The sequence below is a fragment of the Pseudomonas wenzhouensis genome (assembly GCF_021029445.1).
In the GTDB taxonomy this organism is placed as follows: domain Bacteria; phylum Pseudomonadota; class Gammaproteobacteria; order Pseudomonadales; family Pseudomonadaceae; genus Aquipseudomonas; species Aquipseudomonas wenzhouensis.
Genome location: NZ_CP072610.1, coordinates 3916417 through 3936340, shown reverse-complemented (window position 1 = coordinate 3936340; position 19924 = coordinate 3916417). Strand labels below are relative to the sequence as shown.

The 19924-nt window shown below is 60.3% G+C and carries 29 protein-coding genes; 24 read left to right on the top strand and 5 right to left on the bottom strand.

The features are described from left to right. Window positions 1–12 precede the first annotated feature (12 nt). The 22 genes from rplP to bfr all read left to right on the top strand — a co-directional run bounded on the left by rplP (window position 13) and on the right by bfr (window position 12550). The gene (gene rplP / locus J7655_RS18385) at window positions 13–426 is read left to right on the top strand and encodes a 50S ribosomal protein L16 (RefSeq protein ID WP_003243901.1); all 414 of its coding nucleotides are present in this window, start codon (window positions 13–15) and stop codon (window positions 424–426) included. Beyond that, window positions 426–617, top strand: a complete 192-nt coding sequence (gene rpmC, locus J7655_RS18380; RefSeq protein ID WP_003243902.1) for a 50S ribosomal protein L29 — start codon at window positions 426–428, stop codon at window positions 615–617. Before rplP ends, rpmC begins: the two co-directional genes overlap by 1 nt. Window positions 618–619: 2 nt before the next feature. Next, window positions 620–886 (top strand): 30S ribosomal protein S17, encoded by a 267-nt coding sequence (gene rpsQ, locus J7655_RS18375; protein WP_230925659.1) that lies wholly within the window; start codon window positions 620–622, stop codon window positions 884–886. Between the two features lie 23 nt (window positions 887–909). Further along, window positions 910–1278 carry a 50S ribosomal protein L14 gene (gene rplN / locus J7655_RS18370; protein WP_003243907.1) on the top strand — a complete coding sequence of 123 codons (369 nt, stop codon included), beginning with the start codon at window positions 910–912 and terminating at the stop codon, window positions 1276–1278. Between the two features lie 11 nt (window positions 1279–1289). Further along, a complete protein-coding gene (rplX, locus tag J7655_RS18365) occupies window positions 1290–1604 on the top strand; it encodes a 50S ribosomal protein L24 (RefSeq protein WP_003463290.1) in 315 nt (104 codons plus the stop codon). 19 nt (window positions 1605–1623) lie between these two features. Next, window positions 1624–2163 (top strand): 50S ribosomal protein L5, encoded by a 540-nt coding sequence (gene rplE, locus J7655_RS18360; RefSeq protein WP_230925658.1) that lies wholly within the window; start codon window positions 1624–1626, stop codon window positions 2161–2163. A gap of 15 nt (window positions 2164–2178) precedes the next feature. Next, window positions 2179–2484 (top strand): 30S ribosomal protein S14, encoded by a 306-nt coding sequence (gene rpsN, locus J7655_RS18355; protein ID WP_003463288.1) that lies wholly within the window; start codon window positions 2179–2181, stop codon window positions 2482–2484. 185 nt (window positions 2485–2669) lie between these two features. Then, on the top strand, window positions 2670–3062 hold the full coding sequence (gene rpsH / locus J7655_RS18350; RefSeq protein ID WP_003243915.1) for a 30S ribosomal protein S8: 393 nt from the start codon (window positions 2670–2672) through the stop codon (window positions 3060–3062). A 12-nt stretch (window positions 3063–3074) separates the two neighbouring features. Continuing rightward, a complete protein-coding gene (rplF, locus tag J7655_RS18345; protein ID WP_003463285.1) occupies window positions 3075–3608 on the top strand; it encodes a 50S ribosomal protein L6 in 534 nt (177 codons plus the stop codon). A gap of 11 nt (window positions 3609–3619) precedes the next feature. Further along, window positions 3620–3970 carry a 50S ribosomal protein L18 gene (gene rplR, locus J7655_RS18340; protein ID WP_003463284.1) on the top strand — a complete coding sequence of 117 codons (351 nt, stop codon included), beginning with the start codon at window positions 3620–3622 and terminating at the stop codon, window positions 3968–3970. 3 nt (window positions 3971–3973) lie between these two features. Then, the gene (gene rpsE / locus J7655_RS18335) at window positions 3974–4474 is read left to right on the top strand and encodes a 30S ribosomal protein S5 (RefSeq protein ID WP_084342128.1); all 501 of its coding nucleotides are present in this window, start codon (window positions 3974–3976) and stop codon (window positions 4472–4474) included. A 2-nt stretch (window positions 4475–4476) separates the two neighbouring features. Continuing rightward, window positions 4477–4656: a 50S ribosomal protein L30 gene (gene rpmD / locus J7655_RS18330; RefSeq protein ID WP_003243922.1), complete on the top strand. Its 180-nt coding sequence runs from the start codon at window positions 4477–4479 to the stop codon at window positions 4654–4656. A 2-nt stretch (window positions 4657–4658) separates the two neighbouring features. Further along, window positions 4659–5090 carry a 50S ribosomal protein L15 gene (rplO, locus tag J7655_RS18325; protein WP_230925657.1) on the top strand — a complete coding sequence of 144 codons (432 nt, stop codon included), beginning with the start codon at window positions 4659–4661 and terminating at the stop codon, window positions 5088–5090. Beyond that, on the top strand, window positions 5091–6419 hold the full coding sequence (gene secY, locus J7655_RS18320) for a preprotein translocase subunit SecY (protein WP_104730402.1): 1329 nt from the start codon (window positions 5091–5093) through the stop codon (window positions 6417–6419). A gap of 28 nt (window positions 6420–6447) precedes the next feature. Then, window positions 6448–6564, top strand: coding sequence for a 50S ribosomal protein L36 (rpmJ, locus tag J7655_RS18315; protein WP_002555468.1), 117 nt, complete (start codon window positions 6448–6450; stop codon window positions 6562–6564). A 133-nt stretch (window positions 6565–6697) separates the two neighbouring features. Continuing rightward, window positions 6698–7054: a 30S ribosomal protein S13 gene (gene rpsM / locus J7655_RS18310; RefSeq protein WP_012019780.1), complete on the top strand. Its 357-nt coding sequence runs from the start codon at window positions 6698–6700 to the stop codon at window positions 7052–7054. 30 nt (window positions 7055–7084) lie between these two features. After that, window positions 7085–7474: a 30S ribosomal protein S11 gene (rpsK, locus tag J7655_RS18305; RefSeq protein ID WP_003243933.1), complete on the top strand. Its 390-nt coding sequence runs from the start codon at window positions 7085–7087 to the stop codon at window positions 7472–7474. A gap of 17 nt (window positions 7475–7491) precedes the next feature. Next, on the top strand, window positions 7492–8112 hold the full coding sequence (rpsD, locus tag J7655_RS18300; protein ID WP_024309654.1) for a 30S ribosomal protein S4: 621 nt from the start codon (window positions 7492–7494) through the stop codon (window positions 8110–8112). Between the two features lie 22 nt (window positions 8113–8134). Then, window positions 8135–9136, top strand: a complete 1002-nt coding sequence (locus tag J7655_RS18295) for a DNA-directed RNA polymerase subunit alpha (protein WP_003243938.1) — start codon at window positions 8135–8137, stop codon at window positions 9134–9136. Between the two features lie 44 nt (window positions 9137–9180). Continuing rightward, window positions 9181–9567, top strand: coding sequence for a 50S ribosomal protein L17 (gene rplQ / locus J7655_RS18290; protein WP_230925656.1), 387 nt, complete (start codon window positions 9181–9183; stop codon window positions 9565–9567). A gap of 250 nt (window positions 9568–9817) precedes the next feature. Further along, window positions 9818–11968 carry a catalase/peroxidase HPI gene (gene katG / locus J7655_RS18285; protein WP_230925655.1) on the top strand — a complete coding sequence of 717 codons (2151 nt, stop codon included), beginning with the start codon at window positions 9818–9820 and terminating at the stop codon, window positions 11966–11968. A 117-nt stretch (window positions 11969–12085) separates the two neighbouring features. Next, window positions 12086–12550: a bacterioferritin gene (bfr, locus tag J7655_RS18280; RefSeq protein ID WP_230925654.1), complete on the top strand. Its 465-nt coding sequence runs from the start codon at window positions 12086–12088 to the stop codon at window positions 12548–12550. A 73-nt stretch (window positions 12551–12623) separates the two neighbouring features. On the opposite strand, the gene uvrA is transcribed toward bfr, so the two are convergent. Further along, window positions 12624–15458 (bottom strand): excinuclease ABC subunit UvrA, encoded by a 2835-nt coding sequence (gene uvrA, locus J7655_RS18275; protein WP_230925653.1) that lies wholly within the window; start codon window positions 15456–15458, stop codon window positions 12624–12626. 135 nt (window positions 15459–15593) lie between these two features. Between uvrA and J7655_RS18270 the strand changes: the two genes are divergently transcribed. Beyond that, entirely contained in the window at window positions 15594–16988 is a 1395-nt protein-coding gene (locus J7655_RS18270; protein ID WP_230925652.1) for an MFS transporter, read from the top strand. Between the two features lie 9 nt (window positions 16989–16997). Further along, window positions 16998–17489: a single-stranded DNA-binding protein gene (locus tag J7655_RS18265; protein ID WP_003463262.1), complete on the top strand. Its 492-nt coding sequence runs from the start codon at window positions 16998–17000 to the stop codon at window positions 17487–17489. A 106-nt stretch (window positions 17490–17595) separates the two neighbouring features. Here J7655_RS18265 and J7655_RS18260 read toward each other — a convergent pair whose 3' ends face one another. From J7655_RS18260 to J7655_RS18245, 4 genes are read right to left on the bottom strand one after another with little or no spacing between them, the layout of a single operon-like run. After that, a complete protein-coding gene (locus J7655_RS18260; RefSeq protein WP_230925651.1) occupies window positions 17596–18297 on the bottom strand; it encodes a TadE/TadG family type IV pilus assembly protein in 702 nt (233 codons plus the stop codon). Next, window positions 18294–18713, bottom strand: a complete 420-nt coding sequence (locus J7655_RS18255; protein WP_230925650.1) for a tetratricopeptide repeat protein — start codon at window positions 18711–18713, stop codon at window positions 18294–18296. Before J7655_RS18255 ends, J7655_RS18260 begins: the two co-directional genes overlap by 4 nt. Next, the gene (locus J7655_RS18250) at window positions 18695–19048 is read right to left on the bottom strand and encodes a DUF192 domain-containing protein (protein ID WP_230925649.1); all 354 of its coding nucleotides are present in this window, start codon (window positions 19046–19048) and stop codon (window positions 18695–18697) included. Before J7655_RS18250 ends, J7655_RS18255 begins: the two co-directional genes overlap by 19 nt. Next, window positions 19045–19923 (bottom strand): type II secretion system F family protein, encoded by an 879-nt coding sequence (locus tag J7655_RS18245; RefSeq protein WP_230925648.1) that lies wholly within the window; start codon window positions 19921–19923, stop codon window positions 19045–19047. The genes J7655_RS18250 and J7655_RS18245 overlap by 4 nt, the downstream gene beginning before the upstream one ends. Window position 19924 lies beyond the last annotated feature (1 nt).

Genomic DNA, 19924 nt, shown 5'->3' with positions numbered 1-19924 from the left:
GGAGTACGCATCATGTTGCAACCAAAGCGTACGAAGTTCCGCAAGCAGATGACCGGCCACAACCGTGGTCTGGCTCAGCGCGGTAGCAAGGTCAGCTTCGGCGAATTCGCGCTGAAGTCTGTCGCCCGCGGTCGTCTCACCGCTCGTCAGATCGAGTCCGCTCGTCGTGCTCTGACCCGTCACGTTAAGCGTGGCGGCAAGATCTGGATCCGCGTCTTCCCGGACAAGCCGGTTACCAAGAAGCCTCTCGAAGTGCGGATGGGTAAAGGTAAGGGTGGCGTTGAATACTGGGTAGCCCAGATCCAGCCAGGCAAAGTCCTGTACGAGATCGAAGGCGTATCCGAAGAGCTGGCGCGCGAGGCATTCGCCCTGGCTGCTGCAAAGCTGCCGCTCGCCACCACCTTTGTTAAGCGGACGGTGATGTGATGAAAGCGACCGAACTTCGTGAAAAAAGCGCACAACAGCTGAACGAGCAACTGCTCGAGCTGCTGCGCGACCAGTTCAATCTGCGTATGCAGAAGGCGACTGGCCAGCTGGGGCAGTCTCACCTGCTCTCGCAAGTGAAGCGCGACATCGCTCGCGTCAAGACTGTCCTCAGCCAGCAGGCAGGTAAGTGATCATGGCCGAAGTTGAAAAAACAGTCCGTACGCTGACCGGCCGTGTTGTCAGCGACAAGATGGACAAGACCATCACCGTTCTGATCGAGCGCCGTGTAAAGCACCCGATCTACGGTAAATACGTCAAGCGTTCGACCAAACTGCACGCTCACGACGAAACCAACCAGTGCAAGATCGGCGACAAGGTTTCCATTCGCGAAACCCGTCCGCAGTCCAAGACCAAGTCCTGGGCTCTGGTTGAAGTCGTTGAACGTGCCGTTGACGTCTAAGGGCTAGGGGTCGGAGAAATTTTATGATTCAGACTCAATCCATGCTCGATGTGGCTGACAACAGTGGTGCACGTCGCGTAATGTGTATCAAGGTTCTAGGTGGCTCGCACCGTCGCTACGCCGGCATCGGCGACATCATCAAGGTCACCGTCAAGGAAGCAATTCCGCGCGGCAAAGTGAAGAAAGGTCAGGTCATGACCGCAGTGGTTGTTCGCACCCGTCACGGCGTTCGTCGTGCCGACGGTTCGATCATCCGCTTCGACGGCAATGCTGCTGTTCTGCTGAACAACAAGCAGGAGCCGATCGGTACCCGTATCTTCGGGCCAGTGACCCGTGAACTGCGTTCCGAGAAGTTCATGAAGATCGTCTCGCTCGCCCCTGAAGTGCTTTAAGGAGATCCGACATGCAAAAGATTCGTCGTGACGACGAGATCATCGTGATCGCCGGTAAAGACAAAGGTAAGCGCGGTAAGGTGCTCAAGGTTCTCGCTGACGACCGTCTGGTCGTCGGTGGCATCAACCTGGTGAAGCGTCATACCAAGCCGAACCCGATGTCGGGCGTTCAAGGCGGTATCGTCGAGAAAGAAGCGCCGCTGCACGCTTCCAACGTTGCCATCTTCAACTCTGAGACCAACAAGGCTGACCGCGTTGGCTTCAAAGTCGAAGACGGCAAGAAAATTCGTGTCTTCAAGTCCACCCAGAAGCCGGTTGGCGCTTGAGAATCCGTAGGTAAATACCATGGCACGACTGAAAGAGATTTACCGGAAGGAAATCGCGCCCAAGCTGAAGGAAGAACTGAAGCTGGCGAACGTGATGGAAGTTCCGCGCATCACCAAGATCACCCTGAACATGGGCCTGGGCGAAGCGATCGGTGACAAGAAGATCATCGAAAACGCTGTTGCCGACCTCGAGAAGATTACCGGTCAGAAAGTTGTTGTGACTCATGCCCGCAAGTCGATCGCTGGTTTCAAGGTTCGTGAAGGCTGGCCGATTGGCGTCAAGGTCACTCTGCGTCGCGAGCGTATGTACGAGTTCCTGGATCGTCTGCTGTCCATCTCCCTGCCGCGCGTGCGTGACTTCCGCGGCCTGAATGCCAAGTCTTTCGATGGTCGCGGTAACTACAGCATGGGTGTTCGTGAACAAATCATCTTCCCTGAAATCGATTACGACAAGATCGATGCGCTGCGTGGTCTGGACATCACCCTGACTACCACTGCCCGTAACGATGATGAAGGCCGCGCTCTGCTGCGTGCTTTCAACTTCCCGTTCCGCAACTGATCGGAGTCCTGGACAATGGCCAAGACAAGCATGAAGAACCGCGAGCTGAAGCGTCAGCAAACGGTTGCCAAGTACGCCAAGAAGCGTGCCGAGCTGAAAGCCACCATCGCTAATCCGAACACCAGTCCGGAAGCGCGTTGGGAAGCTCAGGTCGCACTGCAGAAGCAGCCGCGTGACGCCAGCGCCTCGCGCCTGCGTAACCGCTGCCGCATCACCGGCCGTCCGCACGGCGTTTACCGCAAGTTCGGTCTGTCGCGTAACAAGCTGCGCGAAGCTGCCATGCGTGGTGACGTACCGGGCCTGGTGAAAGCCAGCTGGTAAGCAACAAACAAAACCGGCCTTGTGCCGGTTTTGTCTTTTTATGAACAAGCCCCTTTTGGGGCTTGCTTCATTTTTGCTCGGTCTCTAGAATGTCCGGCTCTCCTGAGCCTGGTATTTTGATGCCGAGCTTTTGGATGATCCCACAGCCTTCGGGCTGTTCTTTTTGTATCAGGAGCGTCTAGCCCATGAGTATGCAGGACCCGTTAGCGGACATGCTAACTCGTATCCGTAATGCCCAGATGGCTGAAAAGTCCGTCGTAAGCATGCCTTCTTCCACTCTGAAGGTAGCAGTAGCCAAAGTTCTGAAAGACGAAGGTTACATTGCGGGTTATGAAGTCAATGGTGAAGCCAAGCCACAACTGTCCATCGAGCTGAAGTACTTCGAAGGCCGTCCGGTCATCGAGGAAGTCAAGCGCGTGAGCCGTCCTGGCCTTCGTCAGTACAAATCCGTCGATGACCTGCCGAAGGTACGCGGCGGTCTCGGTGTTTCCATCGTCTCCACCAACAAAGGTGTGATGACGGATCGCGCTGCGCGCGCTGCCGGTGTCGGCGGCGAAGTGCTTTGCACCGTGTTCTAAGGGGGGATAAGCATGTCTCGCGTTGCTAAGAACCCCGTTGTGCTGCCTGCCGGTGTCGAGATCAAACTCGCCGGTCAGCAGCTCTCGGTCAAGGGCGCCAAGGGCACCCTCGAACTGAACGTTCACTCCTCCGTGGAAGTGATCCAGGAAGGCAGCGAACTGCGTTTCGCCGCCCGTAATGGCGATCAGCAGAACCGCGCCATGGCCGGCACCACTCGTGCTCTGGTCAACAACATGGTGATCGGTGTCAGCCAAGGCTTCGAGCGTAAGCTGCAGCTGGTCGGCGTGGGCTACAAAGCCCAGGCCAAAGGCCAGGTGCTGAACCTCGCGCTGGGCTTCTCCCACCCGATCGACTACGAACTGCCGGCAGGCGTCGTGGCCGAAACCCCGAACCAGACCGAAATCCTGATCAAGGGTATCGACAAGCAACTGGTGGGTCAGGTGGCTGCGGAAATCCGTGACTTCCGTCGTCCTGAGCCCTACAAGGGCAAAGGCGTTCGTTACGCGGATGAGGTTGTCCGTCGTAAAGAAGCCAAGAAGAAGTAAGGGGCTGAAAAATGACCGACAAAAAAGTTACTCGTCTGCGTCGCGCTCGCAAAGCACGCCTGAAAATGCACGAGCTCGAAGCCGTGCGTCTGTGCGTGTACCGCTCTTCGCAACACATCTACGCCCAGGTCATCTCGGCCGACGGCAGCAAGGTTCTGGCCAGCGCCTCTACCTTGGACAAAGCTCTGCGTGATGGCGCCACCGGCAACATCGACGCAGCCAAGAAAGTTGGTGCGCTGGTTGCCGAGCGTGCGAAAGCCGCTGGTGTAACCCAGGTGGCATTCGACCGTTCTGGCTTCAAGTACCACGGCCGCGTCAAGGCGCTGGCTGATGCTGCTCGTGAAGGCGGGCTGGAGTTCTAAGTTATGGCAAATAACGACCAAAAGCGCGACGAAGGCTACATCGAGAAGCTGGTTCAGGTGAACCGCGTTGCCAAGACCGTAAAAGGCGGCCGTATCTTCACCTTCACTGCGCTGACCGTGGTGGGTGATGGCAAGGGTCGCGTTGGTTTCGGCCGCGGCAAGTCCCGTGAAGTGCCGGCCGCCATCCAGAAAGCGATGGAAGCTGCGCGTCGCAACATGATCCAGGTGGATCTGAACGGCACCACTCTGCAGTACCCGATCAAGTCCGCTCATGGCGCCTCCAAGGTGTACATGCAGCCGGCTTCTGAAGGTACCGGTATCATCGCCGGCGGCGCCATGCGTGCCGTGCTGGAAGTGGCTGGTGTGCAGAACGTTCTGGCCAAGTGCTACGGCTCGACCAACCCGGTGAACGTGGTACATGCCACCTTCAAGGGTCTGAAGACCATGCAGTCTCCGGATTCCGTTGCAGCCAAGCGTGGCAAGAGCGTCGAGGAGATTCTCTAACCATGGCTAATACCGTCAAAGTGACTCTGATCAAGAGCACCAATGGCCGCCTGGCCAATCACAAAGCTTGCGTCAAGGGTCTCGGCCTGCGTCGCATTGGTCACACCGTAGAGGTTCTGGATACTCCGGAAAACCGCGGCATGATCAACAAGGCTTACTACCTGCTCAAGGTGGAGGGTTAATCATGCAACTGAACGATCTGCGTTCCGCGCCGGGTGCCCGTCGCGAGAAGCACCGTCCGGGCCGTGGCATCGGTAGCGGTCTGGGTAAAACTGGCGGACGTGGTCACAAAGGTCAGACTTCCCGTTCCGGTGGCTCCATTGCTCCGGGCTTCGAGGGTGGTCAGCAGCCGCTGCACCGTCGTCTGCCGAAGTTCGGCTTCGTCTCCCTGAAGGCTATGGATCGCGCCGAATTGCGTACCTCCGAGCTGAACAAGGTAGAGGGCGTTGTGACTCTGCAGGCTCTGAAGGATGCCAATCTGGTTGGCCATCACGTACAGCGTGTGAAAGTCATGCTGTCCGGTGAGGTTACCCGTGCGGTCACCCTGAAAGGTATCGCCGCCACCAAGGGTGCGCGTGCGGCTATCATCGCGGCTGGCGGTAAGTTCGAGGACTAAATGGCTAAGCAAGGTGCTCTCTCAGCGCTGGCAGGTGGCGGGTTGTCCGAACTCTGGGCTCGTCTGCGCTTCCTGTTCCTGGCGATCATCGTCTACCGGATAGGTGCGCACATCCCGGTTCCTGGCATCAACCCAGACCGACTGGCGGATCTGTTCCGGCAGAATGAGGGGACCATTCTTAGCTTGTTCAACATGTTTTCCGGCGGCGCGCTGGAGCGGATGAGCATCTTTGCACTGGGGATCATGCCGTACATCTCGGCATCGATCATCATGCAGCTGATGACTGCCGTCAGCCCGCAGCTGGAGCAGTTGAAGAAGGAAGGTGAAGCTGGCCGTCGCAAGATCAGCCAGTACACCCGCTACGGCACTCTCGTCCTGGCGTTCGTTCAGGCCATCGGCATGTCCGTTGGTCTGGCTAGCCAGGGCGTCGCGTTCTCGGTCGATTTCGGCTTCCATTTCGTGGCGATCACCACTTTCGTGGCGGGCGCGATGTTCATGATGTGGCTGGGCGAGCAGATCACCGAGCGCGGTGTCGGCAACGGTATCTCGATGCTGATTTTTGCAGGCATCGTGGCCGGTCTGCCGGCGGCGATCGGGCAGTCTTTCGAGTCTGCTCGTCAGGGCGATATCAACATCTTCGCTCTGATCGCCATCGGCCTGCTGGCAGTAGCGATCATCGGTTTCGTGGTGTTCATCGAGCGTGGTCAGCGTCGCATTGCGGTGCATTACGCCAAGCGTCAGCAGGGCCGCAAGGTTTTCGCTGCGCAGACCAGCCACTTGCCGTTGAAGGTGAACATGGCGGGCGTAATCCCGGCCATTTTCGCCAGCAGCCTTCTGCTGTTCCCGGCCTCGCTGGGTGCCTGGTTCGGTCAGTCCGAGGGTTTGGGCTGGCTGCAGGACATTTCGCAGGCTATCGCTCCTGGTCAGCCGTTGAACATTCTGCTGTTTAGTGCAGGGATCATTTTCTTCTGCTTCTTCTATACAGCGCTGATGTTCAACCCGAAAGACGTAGCGGAAAACCTGAAGAAGTCCGGTGCCTTTATTCCGGGCATCCGTCCGGGCGAGCAGTCGGCGCGCTATATCGATGGCGTTCTGACCCGCTTGACCATGTTCGGTGCTCTGTACATGACGGCCGTGTGCCTGTTGCCCCAGTTCCTGGTGGTGGCAGCCAACGTTCCGTTCTACCTTGGCGGGACCTCGTTGCTGATCGTGGTCGTGGTTGTAATGGACTTCATGTCCCAAGTGCAATCGCACCTCGTGTCTCACCAGTACGATTCCCTGATGAAGAAAGCCAACCTGAAGGGCTATGGCAGCGGCATGCTCCGCTGATCCACCCGTAAGGTTCGAGGAGTTGGTAATGAAAGTTCGTGCATCGGTGAAAAAGCTGTGCCGTAACTGCAAAATTATCCGTCGCGAAGGTGTCGTGCGGGTGATCTGCAGCGCAGAGCCGCGTCACAAGCAGCGCCAAGGCTGAGTGTGAACCACGCGTGATAAGCCCGGCAGCTAGTGCGCTGCCGGGTTGATTATTTGTTTTTACAGCGTTAATATCTCGCGCCCTATTTCTTGGCTTCCGGGGCGTAGGTAGCTGTCAATTGGAGTTCCACTGAATGGCCCGTATTGCAGGCGTTAACATTCCGGATAACAAGCACACTGTTATCTCGCTGACCTACATCTACGGTGTTGGTCGCACCACTGCACAGAAAATCTGTGCCGCTACCGGTGTAAATCCGGCTGCGAAAATCAAGGATCTGACTGACGAGCAGATCGAACAGCTCCGTGGCGAAGTAGCCAAGGTGAATACCGAAGGCGACCTGCGTCGTGAAGTGAATATGAAGATCAAGCGCTTGATGGATCTGGGCTGCTACCGCGGTCTGCGTCATCGTAAAGGTCTGCCGGTTCGCGGTCAGCGCACCAAGACCAACGCTCGCACCCGTAAGGGCCCGCGTAAGCCGATCCGCAAGTAATCGCATTCGCGAATCGACAGGAATTTAGTCATGGCAAAACCTGCTGCTCGTACTCGTAAAAAAGTCAAAAAGACGGTGGTTGATGGCATCGCCCACATCCACGCGTCTTTCAACAACACTATCGTGACCATTACCGACCGTCAGGGTAACGCCCTGTCCTGGGCTACCTCTGGTGGTTCGGGTTTCCGCGGCTCGCGTAAGTCCACTCCGTTCGCTGCACAGATCGCCGCCGAGCGCGCTGGTCAGGCTGCGCTGGAATATGGCCTGAAGAACCTCGACGTCAACGTCAAGGGCCCAGGTCCGGGTCGCGAATCTGCCGTGCGTGCTCTGAACGCCTGCGGCTACAAAATCGCCAGCATCACCGACGTGACGCCTATCCCGCACAACGGGTGCCGTCCGCCGAAGAAGCGTCGCGTGTAAACAGGAGACAGTGAGAAATGGCTCGTTACATTGGTCCCAAGTGCAAACTGTCTCGCCGTGAAGGCACCGATCTCTTCCTGAAGAGTGGTGTTCGCGCGCTTGAATCTAAGTGCAACATCGAAGCAGCTCCCGGTATTCACGGTCAGCGTCGCGGTCGCCAGTCCGACTACGGCACCCAGCTGCGTGAAAAGCAAAAAGTCCGCCGTATCTACGGCGTTCTGGAGCGTCAGTTCAGCGGTTACTACAAGCAAGCTGCCAGCCAGAAGGGCGCCACCGGCGAAAACCTGCTGCAACTGCTGGAGTGCCGTCTGGATAACGTGGTTTACCGTATGGGCTTTGGTGCTACCCGTGCCGAATCCCGTCAGCTGGTTTCGCACAAAGCAATCAGCGTCAACGGTCAGACCGTAAACGTACCGTCCTACCAGGTTAAAGCTGGCGACGTCGTTGCTGTTCGCGAGAAATCGAAGAACCAGCTGCGCATCGCTCAGGCTCTTGAGCTCTGCGCCCAGCGCGGCCGTGTTGAGTGGGTAGAAGTAGACGCTGAGAAGAAGTCTGGTGTGTTCAAGAACGTACCGGCTCGTAGCGATCTGTCCGCTGACATCAACGAGAGCCTGATTGTCGAGCTCTACTCCAAGTAAGGGCTAGAAAATAGGTGCATCCATGCAGATTTCGGTAAATGAGTTCCTGACCCCCCGTCACATTGATGTGCAGGAGGTCAGTCCGACCCGTGCCAAGATCACCCTCGAGCCTCTCGAGCGTGGTTTTGGCCATACCCTGGGCAACGCGCTGCGTCGCATCCTGTTGTCCTCCATGCCTGGCTGTGCAGTAGTCGAGGCCGAGATCGACGGCGTACTCCACGAGTACTCCGCGATCGAAGGTGTGCAGGAAGATGTCATCGAGATCCTGCTCAACCTGAAAGGTCTGGCTATCAAGCTGCACGGCCGTGACGAAGTGACCCTGACTCTGGCTAAGAAGGGCCCGGGCGTAGTTACCGCTGCCGATATTCAGCTGGATCACGATGTCGAAATCGTCAATGGCGACCACGTCATTGCCAACCTGGCCGCCAATGGCTCGCTGAACATGAAGCTCACCGTAGCTCGTGGTCGCGGCTATGAGCCGGCCGACGCTCGCCAGAGCGACGAAGATGAAAGCCGCAGCATTGGTCGTTTGCAGCTGGATGCTTCGTTCAGCCCTGTGCGTCGGGTTGCTTACGTGGTGGAAAACGCCCGTGTCGAGCAGCGCACCAACCTGGACAAACTGGTTATCGACCTGGAAACCAACGGTACCCTGGATCCTGAAGAGGCCATCCGTCGTGCCGCGACCATCCTGCAGCAGCAGTTGGCCGCGTTCGTCGACCTCAAGGGTGACAGCGAGCCGGTGGTGGTCGAGCAGGAAGACGAGATCGATCCGATCCTGCTGCGTCCTGTCGATGACCTGGAACTGACCGTACGTTCGGCCAACTGCCTCAAGGCAGAGAACATCTACTACATCGGTGATCTGATTCAGCGCACTGAAGTAGAGCTGCTCAAAACCCCGAACCTGGGCAAGAAATCCCTGACTGAAATCAAGGATGTTCTGGCTTCTCGCGGTCTGTCCCTCGGTATGCGCCTCGACAACTGGCCGCCGGCAAGTCTGAAGAAAGACGATAAGGCCACTGCCTGATCGTCATCATCACCGAACGAACAAGTTTGGTAAGGAATTGAACCATGCGTCATCGTAAAAGTGGCCGTCACCTCAGCCGCACCAGCGCTCACCGCAAGGCCATGTTCCAGAACATGGCGGTCTCGCTGTTCGAGCACGAGCTGATCAAAACTACCCTGCCGAAAGCCAAGGAACTGCGTCGCGTTGCCGAGCCGCTGATCACCCTGGCCAAGGAAGACAGCGTTGCCAACCGTCGTCTGGCCTTCGACCGTACCCGTTCGAAAGCCATCGTCGGCAAGCTGTTCAACGATCTGGGCAAGCGCTACGCCACCCGTAATGGCGGCTACCTGCGCATCCTCAAGTGCGGTTTCCGCGCTGGCGACAATGCTCCGATGGCCTACGTTGAGCTGGTTGACCGTCCGGTCGCCGGTGCAGCTGTAGACGCCGAGTAAGTTGCTGGTTGTACAAGAAACCGGGCCTTGTGCCCGGTTTTTTGTTGCCCTGAAGAAAGCGCCATTCTTTACATGCGCTGTCTTCCGAGCCAGATATGGCTGAGCTTTTGCCGGGCGATGGGGTGCGAAAGAAAATAACTATCGTACTGTTACGCTTGATGAATTGGTTCGCTTGGCAAAGCGGGTCTAGGCTTGTCCCATCGTTGGTTGCACATGCTGTGACCGACCCGATGAGGAAAAGGAGAGAACCATGTCGAACCAAGGTAAATGTCCGTTCAATCACGTTGCCGGTGGGGGCACGACCAATCGGGATTGGTGGCCGAACCAGCTACGTGTGGATCTGCTCAACCAGCATTCGAATCGTTCCAACCCGCTGGGTGAAACATTCAACTATGCCGAAGCGTTCAAGAAGCTCGACTACAAGGCATTGAAAGCCGATCTGGTCAGGCTGATGACCGATAGCCAGGACTGGTGGCCGGCCGACTTCGGTCACTATGGCCCGCAGTTCATTCGCATGGCCTGGCACTCCGCCGGTACCTACCGCACCACTGACGGCCGTGGCGGCGGTGGCCGTGGCCAGCAGCGTTTCGCCCCGCTGAACTCCTGGCCAGATAACGTCAACATCGATAAGTCGCGCCGTTTGCTGTGGCCGATCAAGCAGAAATACGGCCAGGCCATTTCCTGGGCCGACCTGTACATCCTTGCCGGCAACGTTGCGCTGGAGTCCATGGGCTTCCGTACCTTCGGCTTCGGTGCCGGCCGTGAAGACGTCTGGGAACCGGATCAGGACGTCAACTGGGGCGCAGAAATGGCCTGGTTGGGTGTCGATCCCAAGCGTGTGAATGATGACCGCGAGTTGTCCGGGCCCTTTGGTGCCACGCACATGGGCCTGATCTACGTGAACCCGGAAGGCCCGAACGCCAGCGGCGATTACCTGGCTGCTGCCAAGGATATTCGTGCCACCTTCTATCGCATGGCCATGGACGACGAAGAGATCGTCGCACTGATTGCCGGCGGCCACACTTTCGGTAAGGCGCATGGCGCCGCGCCGGAGTCGCACAAGGGGCCTGAGCCGGAAGCCGCACCTATCGAGGCGCAGGGGCTTGGCTGGCACAGCGATTATGGTTCGGGGCATGGCAAGGACACCGTTTCCAGTGGCCTCGAGGTGACCTGGACGAAGACGCCGGCGCTGTGGAGCAACAACTTCTTCGAGAACCTGTTCAAGTTCGAGTGGGAGCTGACCAAGTCGCCGGCCGGCGCCAAGCAATGGGTCGCCAAGGACGCGCCGGAGATCATCCCGGACGCGCATGTGCCGGGTAAATTCCACAAGCCGACCATGCTCACCACTGACCTGACCCTGCGTTTCGATCCGGAGTTCGGCAAGATTTCCAAGCGCTTCTATGAGGATCCGCAGGCCTTTGCCGATGCCTTCGCGCGTGCCTGGTACAAGCTGACCCACCGCGACATGGGGCCGAAAGCGCGTTACCTCGGCCCGGAAGTACCGAAAGAGGATCTGATCTGGCAAGACCCGCTGCCGGCTGCCACGCACAACCCGACGGCCGCCGACATCGCCGATCTCAAGGCGAAGATCGCGGCATCCGGCTTGTCGGTCGGTGACCTGGTGTCCGTGGCCTGGGCTTCGGCCTCGACCTTCCGTGGTGGTGACAAACGCGGCGGTGCCAATGGTGCTCGTCTGGCCCTGGCGCCTCAGAAGGACTGGGCCGTCAACCAGCGCGCCATCAAGGTGCTGCCGAAGCTGCAGGCCATCCAGCAGGCATCGGGCAAGGCTTCCCTGGCCGATGTGATCGTGCTGGCAGGCAATGTCGGTGTCGAACTGGCGGCCAAGGCCGCTGGCGTGACAGTGGACGTGCCGTTCGCACCGGGTCGCGTCGATGCGCGCCAGGATCAGACCGATGTCGAGTCTTTCGCTGTGCTGGAACCGGCTGCCGATGGCTTCCGTAACTACAGCAAAGGCAACCTAGGGGTACCCACCGAGGCGATACTGATCGACAAGGCGCAACTGCTGACCCTGACTGCTCCGGAGTTGACGGCCCTGATCGGTGGCCTGCGTGTGCTGGGCGCCAACCATGATGGCAGCCAGCATGGCGTGTTCACCGACCAGGTCGGCGCATTGTCCAATGACTTCTTCGTCAACCTGCTGGACATGGGCATCGAGTGGAAGGCCGTGGACAGCGCGAGCGAAGTGTTCGAGGGACGCGACCGCAAGACCGGGGCCGTGAAGTACAGCGCCACGCGCAACGACCTGGTATTTGGCTCCAACTCGGTGTTGCGTGCCTACGCCGAGGTTTATGCCAGTGCCGACGGTAAGCAAAAGCTGGCCGAGGACTTCGTCGCCGCCTGGACCAAGGTGATGAACCTGGATCGCTTCGATCTGGCCTGATGGCTAAGCCTTGAATCGCAGCGCCTCCTTCGGGAGGCGTTGTGCTTTTGCTTGACCGATTCTGGTGTGAGGCGGAGCATTGCTCCCTGTTCATGAATGCAACAAGGAAAGCCGGGCATGAAAGGCCATAGCGAAGTCGTCGACTATCTCAAGTATCTGCTCAAGGGCGAGCTGGCTGCTCGCGATCAGTATTTCATCCATTCGCGTCTGTATGAGGATTGGGGCTTCAGCAAGCTCTACGAGCGTATCAACCACGAAATGGAAGAAGAAACCCAGCATGCCGATGCCTTGCTCAAGCGCATCATCTTCCTCGAAGGGGTTCCGGACATGGTGCCCAACGCTTTCACCTACGGGCAGACCGTGCCTGAAGCACTGAAGCTGGATTTGCAGCTGGAATACGAGGTACGTGCGGCCCTGAGCAAGGGCATCGAGTTGTGCGAGAAGCACCAGGATTACCCGAGCCGCGACATTCTCCTGGCGCAGCTCAAGGACACCGAGGAAGACCACGCCTACTGGCTGGAGATCCAGCTGCAGTTGATCGACAAGCTGGGCCTGGAGAAGTACCTGCAAAGTCAGATGTGACATTTGCCGCGCATGGCGCACCTTACGCGTCGTCCATCATGAAAGAGCCCCGCATCAGCGGGGCTCTTTCGTTTCAGGCGCGGTCGCGTTCCAGCAGCGGCTTGAGGAAGTGCCCGGTATGCGAGGCCGGGTTGGCGGCCACCTCTTCCGGTGTGCCGGTGGCGATGATCATCCCACCCTTGGAGCCGCCCTCGGGGCCGAGATCGACCAGCCAGTCGGCGGTCTTGATCACGTCCAGATTGTGCTCGATTACCACCACGGTGTTGCCGTGGTCGCGCAGGCGGTGCAACACGTCGAGCAGTTGCTGGATGTCGGCGAAGTGCAGGCCGGTGGTCGGCTCGTCGAGGATGTACAGGGTCTTGCCGGTGTCGCGCTTGCTCAGCTCGCGACTGAGCTTGACTCGCTGCGCCTCGCCGCCGGACAGGGTGGTCGCGCTCTGCCCCAGCTTGATATAGGACAGGCCGACGTCCATCAGCGTCTGCAACTTGCGCGCGATGGCCGGCACGGCGTCGAAGAAGGCGCGGGCTTCCTCGATGGTCATGTCCAGCACCTCGGTGATGCTCTTGCCCTTGTACTTCACTTCCAGGGTTTCGCGGTTGTAGCGCTTGCCCTTGCACACGTCGCAGGGCACGTAGATGTCCGGCAGGAAGTGCATCTCCACCTTGATCACGCCGTCGCCCTGGCACGCCTCGCAGCGCCCGCCCTTGACGTTGAAGCTGAAACGCCCCGGGCCATAACCGCGCGAGCGCGATTCCGGCACGCCGGCGAACAGCTCGCGGATCGGTGTGAACAGGCCGGTGTAGGTCGCCGGGTTGGAACGCGGTGTGCGGCCAATCGGGCTCTGGTCGATGTCGACCACCTTGTCCAGGTGTTGCAGGCCGTCGAAGGAATCGTGCGGCGCCGCTTCCAGGGTGGTGGCACCGTTCAGCGCGGTGGCGGTCAGCGGGAACAGGGTGTTGTTGATCAGTGTCGATTTACCCGAACCGGACACGCCGGTGACGCAGGTGAGCAGGCCCACCGGAATTTCCAGGTCGACATTGCGCAGGTTGTTGCCGCGTGCGCCCTTGAGCTTGAGCAGTTTCTTCTTGTCGCGCGGCGTGCGCTGCGCCGGATAGCGGATCTTCTCGCGGCCGGACAGGTATTTGCCGGTCAGCGAGTCGGGGTGGTTCATCACCTCGTCCGGCGTGCCTTCGGCGACGATGCGGCCGCCATGCACACCAGCACCCGGGCCGATATCGACCACGTAATCGGCCATGCGGATGGCGTCCTCGTCGTGCTCGACGACGATCACCGTATTGCCCAGGTTGCGCAGATGGTTGAGGGTACCGAGCAGGCGCTCGTTGTCGCGCTGGTGCAGGCCGATGGACGGCTCGTCGAGAATGTACATCACGCCCACCAGGCCGGCGCCGATCTGGCTGGCCAGGCGGATGCGCTGCGCTTCGCCACCGGACAGGGTGTCGGCGCTGCGGTCCAGGGTCAGGTAGTCGAGGCCGACGTTGACCAAAAACTGCAGGCGCTCGCGGATTTCCTTGAGGATCTTCTCGGCGATTTCGCCGCGGCGGCCGGTCAGGTGCAGGTTGGCGACGTAATCGCAGGCATCGCCGACCGGCAGGCCGGTGACCGCCGGTAGGGTCTTCTCGCCAACCCAGACATGTCGCGCCTCGCGGCGCAGGCGCGTGCCACGGCAATCGGGGCAGGGCTGGGTGCTGAGGAACTTGGCCAGCTCCTCGCGCACGCTGGCCGACTCGGTCTCGCGGTAGCGGCGCTCGAGGTTGGGGATGATGCCTTCGAAGGGATGCGAACGTTTGACGATGTCGCCACGATCGTTGAGGTACTTGAAGTCGATGTTCTGCGTACCACTGCCGAACAGAATGACTTTCTGGTGCTCGGCGGCCAGCTCGTCGAACGGCACTTCCAGGCTGAAGCCATAGTGGCTGGCCAGTGAACCGAGCATCTGGAAGTAGTAGACGTTGCGTCGATCCCAGCCGCGGATGGCACCTTCGGCCAGGGTCAGCTCGCCATTGACCAGACGCTTGACGTCGAAGAACTGCTTCACGCCCAGGCCGTCACAGGTCGGGCAGGCGCCGGCCGGGTTGTTGAAGGAGAACAGCTTGGGTTCCAGCTCGCTGATCGAGTGGCCGCAGTGCGGGCAGGCGAAGCGCGCGGAAAAGATGATTTCTTCGCCTTCTTCGTCATCCATCGGGGCGATCAAAGCGATACCGTCGGCCAGGCCGAGCGCGGTCTCGAAGGACTCGGCCAGGCGCTGCTGCAAGTCTTCACGGACCTTGAAGCGGTCCACCACCACGTCGATGGAGTGCTTCTTCTGTTTATCCAGCTTGGGCAGCTCGTCCAGCTCGTGCAGCTTGCCGTTGACCCGTGCACGGACGAAACCCTGGGCGCGCAGCTCCTCGAATACCGAGAGGTGCTCGCCCTTGCGTTCGCGAATCACCGGTGCCAGCAGCATCAACTTGCGGCCTTCTGGCAGAGCCAGCACCTGGTCAACCATCTGGCTGACGGTTTGCGCTTCCAGTGGCACGTCATGGTCCGGGCAGCGTGGAATTCCGGCGCGGGCATACAGCAGGCGCAGGTAGTCGTAGATTTCGGTGATGGTGCCGACGGTCGAGCGCGGGTTGTGCGAGGTGGACTTCTGCTCGATGGAAATCGCCGGTGACAGGCCTTCGATGGTGTCGACGTCGGGCTTTTCCATCATCGACAGGAACTGCCGGGCGTAGGCCGACAGCGACTCGACGTAGCGGCGCTGGCCCTCGGCATAAAGCGTGTCGAAAGCCAGGGAGGATTTGCCGGAGCCGGACAGGCCGGTGATCACGATCAGCTTGTCACGCGGCAGGGTCAGGTCGATGTTCTTCAGGTTGTGGGTACGGGCCCCACGAATCAGAATCTTGTCCACTTACAACGGGCCTCGCTGGGCGGGCGGAAAACGGACGAGTATAGGGGGAGGCGGTACCCTGCGGCAAAGTGTGCGCCTGTGCCGAAACGGCGCCGGCTGCTAGAATCGCCGACCGATTTCCTCAGGGTATATTCGATGCACGATCCGCACAGTGAGCGCATGAGCCGCGGCGAGGCCCGCGCGGCCGGTGGCCTGGCCATGGTGTTCGCGTTTCGTATGCTGGGCATGTTCATGGTGCTGCCGGTGCTGGCCACCTATGGCATGGATCTGGCTGGCAGTACCCCGGCGCTGATTGGTCTGGCTATCGGTGCCTATGGCCTGACCCAGGCCGTGCTGCAGATTCCTTTTGGCATCATCAGCGACCGTATCGGCCGCCGCCCGGTGATCTATGCCGGCCTTTTGATTTTCGCGGCTGGCAGCGTGCTGGCGGCCAATGCCGATTCGATCTGGGGTGTGATCGCCGGGCGCGTGCTGCAGGGCGCTGGCGCGATCTCTGCGGCGGTGATGGCGCTGTTGTCAGACCTGACCCGCGAGCAGCACCGCACCAAGGCCATGGCCATGATCGGCATGAGCATCGGCCTGTCGTTCGCCGTGGCCATGGTGGTTGGCCCGCTGCTGACCCGTGCCTTCGGCCTGTCCGGTCTGTTCTGGGCGACAGCGGCGATGGCCTTGCTCGGCATCCTGATCGTCGCCGGTATCGTGCCGAAGGATGCCGGGCCGCTGCAGCATCGTGAATCCGGTGTGGCGGCGCAGGCGCTGTGGCCGACGCTCAAACACGTCGACCTGCTGCGCCTGGACTTCGCCATCCTGGCCTTGCATGCGGTGCTCATGGCCAGCTTCGTCGCGCTGCCGCTGGCGCTGGTGGAGCAGGGCGGGCTGGTCAAGGAGGAGCACTGGTGGGTCTATCTCACCGCGCTGTTGATCGGCTTCTTCGGCATGGTGCCGTTCATCATCTATGGCGAGAAAAAACGCCAGATGAAGCGCGTGCTGCTCGGTGCCGTCAGCGTATTGCTGGCCTGTGAGCTCTACTTCGCCTTCTTCGGCAGCAGCCTGCGCGCGCTGGTGCTGGGGATCGTGGTGTTCTTCACGGCCTTCAACCTGCTCGAAGCCTCGCTGCCGTCGCTGGTCAGCAAGGTGGCGCCGGCCGGTGGCAAGGGCACGGCGATGGGTGTCTATTCCACCAGCCAGTTCCTTGGCGCAGCGCTGGGCGGCATTCTTGGCGGCTGGCTGTATCAGCACGTTGGCCTGGGCGGTGTCTTCATCGGCTGCGCAGCGCTCTGTGCAATTTGGCTGGCTATTGCTGTTACTATGCGCGAACCGCCGTACGTGACCAGTTTGCGCCTGCCGCTCGATGCCGCGGCACTGGCCGATGTCGGACTGGTCGAACGCCTCAAGGCGACGCCGGGAGTGGCGGACGCCGTGGTGGTGGTCGACGAAGCGGCCATCTATATCAAAGTCGATACCCAACAAGTGGATCGCACGACGCTGGAAAGCCTGATCACATCGGCGCCAGCGGCGTGCCGAGTCTAGGAGAACGTTATGGCCCGTGGGGTTAACAAAGTCATTCTGGTCGGTACCTGCGGCCAGGACCCGGAAACACGCTACCTGCCCAGCGGCAACGCGGTCACCAACCTGAGCCTGGCCACCAGCGAGCAGTGGACCGACAAACAGACCGGGCAGAAGGTAGAAAAGACCGAGTGGCACCGCGTCGCCCTGTTCGGCAAGGTCGCCGAGATCGCCGGCGAGTACCTGCGCAAGGGTTCGCAGGTGTACATCGAAGGCAAGCTGCAGACCCGCGAGTGGGAAAAGGACGGCATCAAGCGTTACACCACCGAGATCATCGTCGACATGCAGGGCACCATGCAGCTGCTGGGCGGTCGTCCGAGTGGTGATGAAGGTGGCGCTCCGCGTCAATCGCGTCCGGCCCCGCAGCGTGAGCCGCAACAGGCTCCGCGTCAGGAGCGTCCTGCTCCGCAGCAGGCCCAGCCAGCGCCTGACTACGACAGCTTCGATGACGATATCCCTTTCTAGCGCATGCGAGCGGTGTGAAAAAGCCCGGCCTGCCAACGCTCGCCGGGCTTTTTCATGCGCGTGACCTGGCGCCGTTCGGTCAGATGCCGGCAAGCCGGCGCACGCCTCAGGGGCAGAGCATGCGATTGCCGCAATAGTCCTCGTCGTAGGACGCGGGGCTCTGCATGCGCACCGTGGCCTCGGACGTCACGACGAAGCCGCGCCGGCCCCGGCAGACGGCTTCGTATTCGCTGGTGGTCTCGCGCGATACCTCGCGGAAGCTGGCGACGGTCTGCCGGTGATTGAATGCCGAGGCGGAGCTGAGCAGGTGCTCGACCATCGGCACTATCAGGCGCATGCAGTACTGCACGCGGATTTTCAGCAGGTTGGCATCCTGCAGGCTGAGGTCGCTGTCGTCGTTCCGGTGGTACATCAGGTTGCTGTTACGGATTGCCAGACGTGTTTCGCCATCACCGAGCAGGTCCTCATGATCTTCTTCGTAGTCCGCGAACATCGCGGTGCTTGGACTGACGCGAGTGATCAGCACGAAATTGTCGACCTCCAGGGCCGTCCGCTCCATGCGCTCGTTTTCCGGGAACTGGCTGAACATCGGGTACATGCCACGCAGCAGGCCGCGGCGCATGTCGTTGTACTGCGCGCTGTTCATCGAGCCGATACGGGCGGCCTGAAACGCGGCGTAGTTCAGGCCGTTCTTGGCCGAATAGATCAGCGCGGCCTGCACGGCACCGAAGATCAGGATGATCAGCACCGGGATGATGATCAGAAACTCCACCATTGCCTGGCCATGTTCGGTGCTGCGCGGACTCATGGGCTCGCCTCCAGCAGCCGCTCGGCACGTTTGAGCGCCAGGTCGGCATGCGGGCTCTGCGCGCTGAGATAGCGCTGCATCTCGCTGGCGGTCAGCCGGGCTTCCTGAAGCTGTACCTGAAGCAGGTTGTGCCAGGCACGCGCGTGCTGCGGATCGCGGGTCAGCGCATCGCGGTAACTGGCGATGGCGCCGGCGTGATCACCCTGGCGCGCCAGGCTGTTGCCACGCTGGAAGCGCACGCCCGCGTCGGTGGGCAGGGCTCTGGCCAGACGTTCGTAAAGTTCGCTGGCGCGGGCGTAGTCCGCGTCGCTATAGGCGCTGTCGGCCTGGCGTTGCAGCTCTACCAGGTCGCCGCTCGCCAGAGTGGCGCAGCCGGTCAGGGTGAGCAGGATGAGGGTCAGCGATAGTGCTCGCATTGCACGATGTCTCCAGGTTGGATACCGAGGCGCTGGCATTCGCCAGCGGCCAGTTCGATAACGCTTCGCGCCTGCCAGCACAGGCTCAGGCTCCAGGGCTTCAGAGCATGGCGTACGGCGATCACGCGTTGCTGGTCGTCCAGATACAGCAGGTCGATGGCGAAGCGCATGAAAAAGCAGTGCACCGAATTGCACGGTGCTATCCACAGGCCGCTGGCGGGCGCCAGACGGCTGCGGCCAAGCAGGCCTTTCATCCGCGCCCACGGGCTGAAGGCCTGCTCCAGACTCAGCTGCAGCTTGCGGCCATCGCGACCCAGCAGGTGCGCTGCGATCATGCTTCCCCCAGGAACTTGACCACGATGGGGAACAGCAGGATGACGAAGGTCAGCGGGAAGATGAACACGATCAGGGGGATGATCAGCTTCACTGGCGCTTGCATGGCGGTTTTTTCCGCGCGCTGAAAACGTTCCTCCAGGCGCTGCTGAGCCTGAATCTGCAAGGTGGTGCGCAGGCTGCTGCCCATCTTTTCGGCCTGGATCACCGAACGCACGAAGGTCGAAACATCCTTGAGGTTGATCCGTTGCTCCATGCGCGCCAGCGCTTCGGAGCGCGGCAGGCCGGAGCGGATATCGCGCAGGACTATGCGGAACTCGTTTTTCATCGCGCCATCGGGGCCCTTGTCCACAGCCTGTTGCAGCGCGCCGAGGAAGTTGAGGCCGGCGTCGACGCACATGGTCAGGTATTCGAGAAACACCGGCAGGTTGCGGGTGATGTCCTGGTCGCGGCGCTTGTGCGTGTCATGAATCCACATCACGGGCAGCAGCGCCCCCATGGCCACCATGAGGGCTACTACCGACCAGATGATGCCGCTCTTGCCCGTGGCCATCGGCAGAATCGCCAGCAGCGGCAGGAGCAGGCTCATGGTCAGGCAGAGGGCGATGAAATCCTCGGCAGTCAGGACATACAGCGCGCCGGTTTTCTGCAGCTTGGCATCGACCTTGTCCATCAGGCGGGGCGGAAGGTTGCTGCAGAGGAAATGGTTGATCAGTCGCACCAATGGCCAGATCGGTCGGACCCAGCTCGGCACCGGGTCCATGTAGGCGCGGTTTTCCTCCGGTAGCAGCGAGAGCAGGGAGATCAGCAGCAACAGGAAGCAGGTGACGGTGATGCCAAGGCTGGTGCTGCTGAGCAGGGCCAGTAGTTCGCTCATG

Excerpts from the sequence above, each read along its gene's own strand:
- rplP (WP_003243901.1), top strand. The coding sequence starts at position 13 with ATGTTGCAACCAAAGCGTACGAAGTTCCGCAAGCAGATGACCGGCCAC.
- rpmC (WP_003243902.1), top strand. The coding sequence starts at position 426 with ATGAAAGCGACCGAACTTCGTGAAAAAAGCGCACAACAGCTGAACGAG.
- rpsQ (WP_230925659.1), top strand. The coding sequence starts at position 620 with ATGGCCGAAGTTGAAAAAACAGTCCGTACGCTGACCGGCCGTGTTGTC.
- rplN (WP_003243907.1), top strand. The coding sequence starts at position 910 with ATGATTCAGACTCAATCCATGCTCGATGTGGCTGACAACAGTGGTGCA.
- rplX (WP_003463290.1), top strand. The coding sequence starts at position 1,290 with ATGCAAAAGATTCGTCGTGACGACGAGATCATCGTGATCGCCGGTAAA.
- rplE (WP_230925658.1), top strand. The coding sequence starts at position 1,624 with ATGGCACGACTGAAAGAGATTTACCGGAAGGAAATCGCGCCCAAGCTG.
- rpsN (WP_003463288.1), top strand. The coding sequence starts at position 2,179 with ATGGCCAAGACAAGCATGAAGAACCGCGAGCTGAAGCGTCAGCAAACG.
- rpsH (WP_003243915.1), top strand. The coding sequence starts at position 2,670 with ATGAGTATGCAGGACCCGTTAGCGGACATGCTAACTCGTATCCGTAAT.
- rplF (WP_003463285.1), top strand. The coding sequence starts at position 3,075 with ATGTCTCGCGTTGCTAAGAACCCCGTTGTGCTGCCTGCCGGTGTCGAG.
- rplR (WP_003463284.1), top strand. The coding sequence starts at position 3,620 with ATGACCGACAAAAAAGTTACTCGTCTGCGTCGCGCTCGCAAAGCACGC.
- rpsE (WP_084342128.1), top strand. The coding sequence starts at position 3,974 with ATGGCAAATAACGACCAAAAGCGCGACGAAGGCTACATCGAGAAGCTG.
- rpmD (WP_003243922.1), top strand. The coding sequence starts at position 4,477 with ATGGCTAATACCGTCAAAGTGACTCTGATCAAGAGCACCAATGGCCGC.
- rplO (WP_230925657.1), top strand. The coding sequence starts at position 4,659 with ATGCAACTGAACGATCTGCGTTCCGCGCCGGGTGCCCGTCGCGAGAAG.
- secY (WP_104730402.1), top strand. The coding sequence starts at position 5,091 with ATGGCTAAGCAAGGTGCTCTCTCAGCGCTGGCAGGTGGCGGGTTGTCC.
- rpmJ (WP_002555468.1), top strand. The coding sequence starts at position 6,448 with ATGAAAGTTCGTGCATCGGTGAAAAAGCTGTGCCGTAACTGCAAAATT.
- rpsM (WP_012019780.1), top strand. The coding sequence starts at position 6,698 with ATGGCCCGTATTGCAGGCGTTAACATTCCGGATAACAAGCACACTGTT.
- rpsK (WP_003243933.1), top strand. The coding sequence starts at position 7,085 with ATGGCAAAACCTGCTGCTCGTACTCGTAAAAAAGTCAAAAAGACGGTG.
- rpsD (WP_024309654.1), top strand. The coding sequence starts at position 7,492 with ATGGCTCGTTACATTGGTCCCAAGTGCAAACTGTCTCGCCGTGAAGGC.
- J7655_RS18295 (WP_003243938.1), top strand. The coding sequence starts at position 8,135 with ATGCAGATTTCGGTAAATGAGTTCCTGACCCCCCGTCACATTGATGTG.
- rplQ (WP_230925656.1), top strand. The coding sequence starts at position 9,181 with ATGCGTCATCGTAAAAGTGGCCGTCACCTCAGCCGCACCAGCGCTCAC.
- katG (WP_230925655.1), top strand. The coding sequence starts at position 9,818 with ATGTCGAACCAAGGTAAATGTCCGTTCAATCACGTTGCCGGTGGGGGC.
- bfr (WP_230925654.1), top strand. The coding sequence starts at position 12,086 with ATGAAAGGCCATAGCGAAGTCGTCGACTATCTCAAGTATCTGCTCAAG.
- J7655_RS18270 (WP_230925652.1), top strand. The coding sequence starts at position 15,594 with ATGCACGATCCGCACAGTGAGCGCATGAGCCGCGGCGAGGCCCGCGCG.
- J7655_RS18265 (WP_003463262.1), top strand. The coding sequence starts at position 16,998 with ATGGCCCGTGGGGTTAACAAAGTCATTCTGGTCGGTACCTGCGGCCAG.
- J7655_RS18260 (WP_230925651.1), bottom strand. The coding sequence starts at position 18,297 with ATGAGTCCGCGCAGCACCGAACATGGCCAGGCAATGGTGGAGTTTCTG.
- J7655_RS18255 (WP_230925650.1), bottom strand. The coding sequence starts at position 18,713 with ATGCGAGCACTATCGCTGACCCTCATCCTGCTCACCCTGACCGGCTGC.
- J7655_RS18250 (WP_230925649.1), bottom strand. The coding sequence starts at position 19,048 with ATGATCGCAGCGCACCTGCTGGGTCGCGATGGCCGCAAGCTGCAGCTG.
- J7655_RS18245 (WP_230925648.1), bottom strand. The coding sequence starts at position 19,923 with ATGAGCGAACTACTGGCCCTGCTCAGCAGCACCAGCCTTGGCATCACC.